The organism is Actinomycetes bacterium (assembly GCA_035489715.1).
In the GTDB taxonomy this organism is placed as follows: domain Bacteria; phylum Actinomycetota; class Actinomycetes; order JACCUZ01; family JACCUZ01; genus DATHAP01.
The window spans coordinates 1-5,750 of record DATHAP010000186.1 but is presented as its reverse complement, the minus strand read 5'-3'; the positions used below and the strand labels follow the sequence as shown (position 1 = coordinate 5,750).

Annotated in this window: 6 protein-coding genes; 1 reads left to right on the top strand and 5 read right to left on the bottom strand. The window is 73.5% G+C overall.

Annotated features, from left to right (window positions below):
- Both VK640_15055 and VK640_15050 read right to left on the bottom strand, forming a co-directional pair.
- Positions 1 to 954, bottom strand: a 954-nt coding sequence (locus VK640_15055; GenBank protein ID HTE74499.1) for a 5-(carboxyamino)imidazole ribonucleotide synthase, incomplete at its 3' end; no start/stop codon positions are given.
- Positions 955 to 975: 21 nt separating this feature from the next.
- Positions 976 to 2,142 (bottom strand): acyl-CoA dehydrogenase family protein, encoded by a 1,167-nt coding sequence (locus tag VK640_15050; protein HTE74498.1) that lies wholly within the window; start codon positions 2,140 to 2,142, stop codon positions 976 to 978.
- Positions 2,143 to 2,307: 165 nt separating this feature from the next.
- On the opposite strand from VK640_15050, the gene VK640_15045 reads away from it, so the two are divergent.
- Entirely contained in the window at positions 2,308 to 2,844 is a 537-nt protein-coding gene (locus VK640_15045; protein ID HTE74497.1) for a GtrA family protein, read from the top strand.
- On the opposite strand, the gene VK640_15040 is transcribed toward VK640_15045, so the two are convergent.
- The 3 genes from VK640_15040 to VK640_15030 form a co-directional block, all read right to left on the bottom strand.
- Complete coding sequence (locus VK640_15040; GenBank protein ID HTE74496.1) at positions 2,819 to 3,802, bottom strand: HAMP domain-containing sensor histidine kinase; 984 nt, start codon at positions 3,800 to 3,802, stop codon at positions 2,819 to 2,821. The genes VK640_15045 and VK640_15040 overlap by 26 nt on opposite strands.
- Positions 3,803 to 3,831: 29 nt before the next feature.
- Complete coding sequence (locus tag VK640_15035) at positions 3,832 to 4,506, bottom strand: response regulator transcription factor (protein ID HTE74495.1); 675 nt, start codon at positions 4,504 to 4,506, stop codon at positions 3,832 to 3,834.
- A gap of 72 nt (positions 4,507 to 4,578) precedes the next feature.
- Positions 4,579 to 5,750, bottom strand: a 1,172-nt coding sequence (locus VK640_15030) for a hypothetical protein (protein ID HTE74494.1), incomplete at its 5' end; no start/stop codon positions are given.

Sequence of the window (5,750 nt, the reverse complement as noted above, 5' to 3'; positions counted from 1 at the left end):
GGCGATGTCGCCGCCGAGGACGTTGGACATGGCGACGTACGGCGCCGTCATCGACGGGTCACCCAGCGGCAGGTCCAGCACGGCGCGCAGGTGCTGCTCGAACTGGCTGGTGCGCGACCCCTCGATGGTCCAGTGACCGCTGTTGTGCGGCCGCATGGCCAGCTCGTTGACGAGCACGCCGGACGGCGTGTCGAACATCTCGACCGCCAGCACCCCGGTCACGCCGAGTCCGTCAGCGATTCGCAGCGCGACCTGCTGGGCCCAGAGCGCGTGCTGCTCGGTGATCGCGGCCGGCGCCAGCACCTCACGGCAGATGCCGTCGACCTGCACGGTCTCGACGACCGGCCACACGGCCGCCTGACCGTGCGGGCTGCGCGCCACCAGGGCCGCCAGCTCGCGGGTGAACGGCACCCGTTCCTCGGCCAGCAGCGGCCCGCCGCGGGCGAGCCAGTCCTGCGCCTCGTCGGCGGCGCCGACCAGCAGGACCCCCTTGCCGTCGTAGCCGCCGCGCGGCGTCTTGAGCACGACCGGCCAGCCGATCTCGGCACCGAAGGCAGCGACCTCGTCGAGGGTCGACACCTCCGCCCAGCGCGGGCACTGCACCCCGAGCGCGGTCAGTCGGCGGCGCATGTGCAGCTTGTCCTGGGCGTGCTCGAGCGCGTCCGGACCTGGCCGGACCACCACGCCCTCGGCCGCCAGCGCGCGAAGGTGCCCGGTCGGCACGTGCTCGTGGTCGAAGGTGAGCACGTCGCAGCCCTTGGCGAACCGGCGCAGCGCCTCGAGGTCGTCCTCGTCGCCGAGGTCGGTCGTCGGGTCCAGCGGCACCACCTGGGCGGCGCTGTCGGCCGGGTCGCGGGCCAGCACGCGCAGCGTGACACCGAGCTCGATCGCCGGCCCGGCCATCATCCGCGCGAGCTGCCCCCCGCCGACCACACCGACCACCGGGAAGCTCACGCCGGCGACCCTACCGAGGGGTCAGAGCCCGAGGTCGCGGGCGATCAGCATCCGCTGCACCTCGGAGGTGCCCTCGCCGATCTCGAGGATCTTGGCGTCCCGCCACATCCGCGCGACCGGGAACTCGTTCATGAAGCCGTAGCCGCCGTGCACCTGGGTCGCCTCGCGGGCGTTGGTGACGGCGATCTCCGACGAGTAGAGCTTGGCGATCGCAGCCTCGCGCTTGAACGGCTCGCCGCGCAGCATCCGGGCCGCGGCGTCGTAGTAGGCCAGCCGGGCCGTGTGCGCCCGCACCTCCATGTCGGCGATCTTGAACTGGATGGCCTGGTTGGCCCCGATCGGCCGGCCGAAGGCGTGCCGCTCCTTCGCGTACCTCACCGACTCGTCGACGCAGCCCTGCGCCAGCCCGACGGCCAGCGCCGCGATCGCGATGCGCCCCTCGTCCAGGATCGACAGGAACTGCGCGTACCCGCGGCCCCGCTCGCCGAGCAGGTTGCCCGCCGGCACCCGGCAGTCCGAGAACGACAGCTCGCGGGTGTCCGAGGCGTTCCAGCCGACCTTCGAGTACTTCTTCGAGACCGTGAACCCTGCAGTGCCGGCCGGGACGATGATCGAGGAGATCTCCTTGCGGCCGTCGTCGTCGACGCCGGTCACCGCGGTGACCGTGACCAGCCCGGTGATGTCGGTGCCGGAGTTGGTGATGAACGCCTTGGTGCCGTTGATGACCCACTCGGCGTCATCAGGGCCATCGGGGCCATCGTCGGTGAGCCGCGCGGTGGTCAGCGTGCCGCCGGCGTCGGAGCCGGCACCGGGCTCGGTCAGCCCGAAGGCGCCGAGCACCTCACCGGAGCAGAGCTTCGGCAGCCACTGCGCCTTCTGCTCCTCGGTGCCGAAGCGGAAGATCGGCATCGCGCCGAGGGACACCCCCGCCTCCAGCGTGATGGCCACCGACGAGTCGACGCGGGCCAGCTCCTCGAGCACCAGGCAGAGCGCGAAGTAGTCGCCGCCCATCCCGCCGTGCTCCTCGGGGAAGGGCAGGCCGAACAGCCCCATCTCCCCCATCTGGCGGACGATGTCGTAGGGGAACTCGTCGCGCTCGTAGAAGTCGCCGATCTTGGGTGCGACCACGTCGTGCGCGAACTCCTCGACTGTGCGACGCAGTGCCTCGAGCTCGTCGGGGAGGTGCATGCCGGCCACGGGCGGGCTCCTTGCGGAAGAGGATCGGTGTGTCACCAGAGTGCACGTACGTCGCCACGGTGTCACGTCGTACGTCGTCATGCTCCCACGGGGGCCTCGCCCGCGGGCCCGAACCCGCACGTATCCTCGGCGCATGCCGACCGGGGGAGCCGACACGTGAAGGCCCTCCTGCGCGTGTACTACCGACTGGGCCACCTGGCCCGCGAGCTGATGAAGTTCGGCGTGGTCGGTGGCTTCGCCTACGTCGTGGACATCGTGATGTTCAACGTCGTGCTGCACGCGACGGACAAGCCGCTGACGTCCAAGACGGTGTCGACCGTCGTCGCCACGACGGTGTCCTACGCCGGCAACCGGACCTGGACCTTCCGCCGGCGCAGCCGGTCGACGGTCCGCCGCGAGTACGCGCTGTTCTTCCTCCTCAACGGCGTCGGCCTGCTGATCGCGCTGACCTGCCTGGCGATCTCGCACTACTTGCTGGGCTTCACCAGCACCCTGGCCGACAACATCGCGGCCAACGTCGTCGGGCTCGGCCTGGGCACCGCGTTCCGGTTCTGGTCCTACCGGCGGTGGGTCTTTCCCGAGCTGCTGCCGGAGGCGGCGGCCGGCGATGCTCAGCCGGCTGACGATGCCCAGCCGGCCGACGCGTCTCAGCCGGCCGAGGGCTCGGTCAGCGCGGACCGCCCGCAGCACTGAGGAACAACGCGAAGACGGCCGGCGACTGCTGCACCAGCTCGAGCCGGCCGCCGTCGGCCTCCGCGAGCTCGCGCGCCACGGCCAGCCCGAGCCCGGTGCCGCGCCGCCCGCTCACCGACCGCTCGAAGATCCGCGCACCGAGCTCGGCCGGGACGCCAGGACCCTCGTCGGTCACCTCGACGACCAGCGAGATGCCGGTCGACCGGGTGGACACCGTGACCGTCCCGGCGCCGTGGACCAGGCTGTTCTCGATCAGCGTGGCCAGCACCTGCGAGAGCCCGTTGGGCGTGGCCAGCGCGATCAGCCCCCGGGTGCCGGCGGCCCGGACCGCGCGGCCGGCTGCGTGGAACGCGGGCTCCCACTCGACGACCTGCTGGAGCACGACCTCGTCCAGCGGGACGGGGCCGGCGCGCAGCCGGCTGTCCCGGACGCTGTCCAGCAGGTGCTCCACCACGGTGGCCAGCCGCTCCACCTGCGCGAGCGCGCTTCGTGCCTCCTCGCGTACCGTGGCCGGGTCGTCGGCCTGCAGGATCTCCTCGAGCCGCATCGACAGCGCGGTCAGCGGGGTGCGCAGCTGGTGCGACGCGTCGCTCGCGAACTGCCGCTCGACGGCGAGCAGCCGGTCCACCCGCTCGGCGCTGCGCTCGAGCAGCTCTCCCACCCGGTCGATCTCGGAGACGCCGGTCGGCCTGAGCGGGCTGCGGGTGTGCCCGGAGCCGAGCTTCTCGGCCCGCTCCTCGAGCGTGGCGACCCCCGTCACCAGCGACCGGCCGGCCAGGACGCCCAGGGCGACCGCGCCAGCCATCGCCACCAGCCCGAAGGCCACCGTCAGCATCACGGCGAGCGAGAGGTCGAGCCCGTCCGCGGCCAGACCGGCCGCGACGACCAGTGGTACGCCGACGACCAGCACGCTCACGCCGGACACCAGCAGTGCCCAGGCGACGACCAGCCGCCTCACCGGCGCGGCTCCCCGCGAGGCGGCAGCGCTCACTCGCGCTCGAAGCGGAAGCCCACACCCCGGACCGTCGTGATGAACCGGGGGTTGGCGGCGTCGTCGCCGAGCTTCTTGCGCAGCCACGACACGTGCATGTCCAGGGTCTTGGTCGACCCCCACCAGGCGGTGTCCCACACCTCGCGCATGAGCTGTTCGCGGGTGACGACCTTGCCGTTCTCGCGCAGCAGCACGCGCAGCAGGTCGAACTCCTTGGCGGTGAGCGTGAGCTCGCGCTCCTCGACCCAGGCGCGGTGCGACTCGGTGTCGATGCGCACGCCGTGGACGCCCTGCGTCACCTCGATGCCGCCGCGGCGGAGCAGGGCCCGGGCCCGGGCCAGCAGCTCGGCCAGCCGGAACGGCTTCGTGACGTAGTCGTCGGCACCCGCGTCGAGCCCCACGACGGTGTCGACCTCGTCGGCGCGCGCGGTCAGCACCAGCACCGGGACCCCGCTGCCCTCGGCGCGCAGCCGGCGGCAGACCTCGAGGCCGTCCATGCCGGGCAGACCGAGGTCGAGCACCACCAGATCGACGGCAAGCTCGCCGGTGGCCGACTCCAGCGCGCCAGGGCCGTCTTCGCGGACCTCCACGTCGTAGCCCTCGCGGCGCAGGGCGCGGGCGAGCGGCTCGGAGATCGCCTGATCGTCCTCGGCCAGGAGAACGCGGGTCATGCACGCAGGGTAGTCACATCGAGGCGGTGGGTCGGCGCAGGGGACCGGGCGTTTCGTGGTGTGTTCGTCCGGTCAGTGCAGCGCGCCGATCGTCCGGCCGACCCGTCTCAGGTCCTGGACCCGTCGCTCGTACGTCGCGCCGGCGCCGACGAGCAGCAGCCCCAGGGCGCCGATGGTCACCCATCGGGGCACCGCGTCGTACGCCTCGACGAGGTACGGCGCGAGCTGCACGACCGCGTCGACGGCGAGCACCGCACCACCGACGAGCAGCGGCGCCTGCAGCCGGCGTCCCACGCCGAGGGCGAGCACCGCGAGGGCAGCCAGACCCAGCAGCAGCGGTCGCAGCTCACCGGAGTCGGTGACGGCCCGGAGCAGGCTGGGCACGAGCGCGAGCGTGAGCCCTGGTCCGTACGCCCGCCAGGAGCTGTGGTCGGGTTCCCGACGCCGCTGCAGCCAGCCGACCGCGAGCAGCAGCAGCGCCGGGGGCACCGTGTAGGCCTCGGGCGCGGTCACGTCGGCCTCGGCCAGTCGCACCCAGCTGCTCGCGGTGAGCAGCACCCCGGACACCCAGCCCCAGCGGTGGTCCTGCCGGACGGCGAGGACGGCGACGCCCACCCCGACGGCCAGCAGGGCGAGCCACAGCCGGTCGGGGTCGAGCGCGCTGACCGGGACGGCGAGGGCGGCGGCGACGCCACCGACGGCCCTCAGGTCGGCCCGGTCCGTCACGGTGGACAGCACCGGCAGCGCCGACGCCGCCAGCATCAGTGCCGACACGACCGCGACGGCGAGAGCCTGACCGGGGGGCTCGGCTCCGCGCCACCACGCCACGCACGCGGTCTCGACCACCAGGGCCGAGGCAGCGACGACCGACAGCGCGCGCCCGGTCCCGTGCCACCAGGCGCTGCGCGCGCCGGCGCGGACGGCGGCGACCCCGGCGGCTCCCGCGCCGACGGCCGACAGCAGGGACAGCACGGCGAGCACGGCCGTCGCGAGGGAGAGCACCGCGGGCCAGCCTCCGCCGGCATGGCGGGTCAGCGCGGTGCTGCTGGCGACGACCAGCAGCCCCGAGAGGGCGGCCAGCACGGTCCCGACGGCCCGGGCACCGGCGTCACCGACCCGGAGCGCCCCGGCAGCGCCGGCGGCGAGCACGGCGGCGGCGACCGGCAGCACGACCAGCGTGGCCGGCTCGACAGCGAGCGACCACACGCAGGCCAGGCCGAGGGTCCCCGACGCGACCCCGAGCG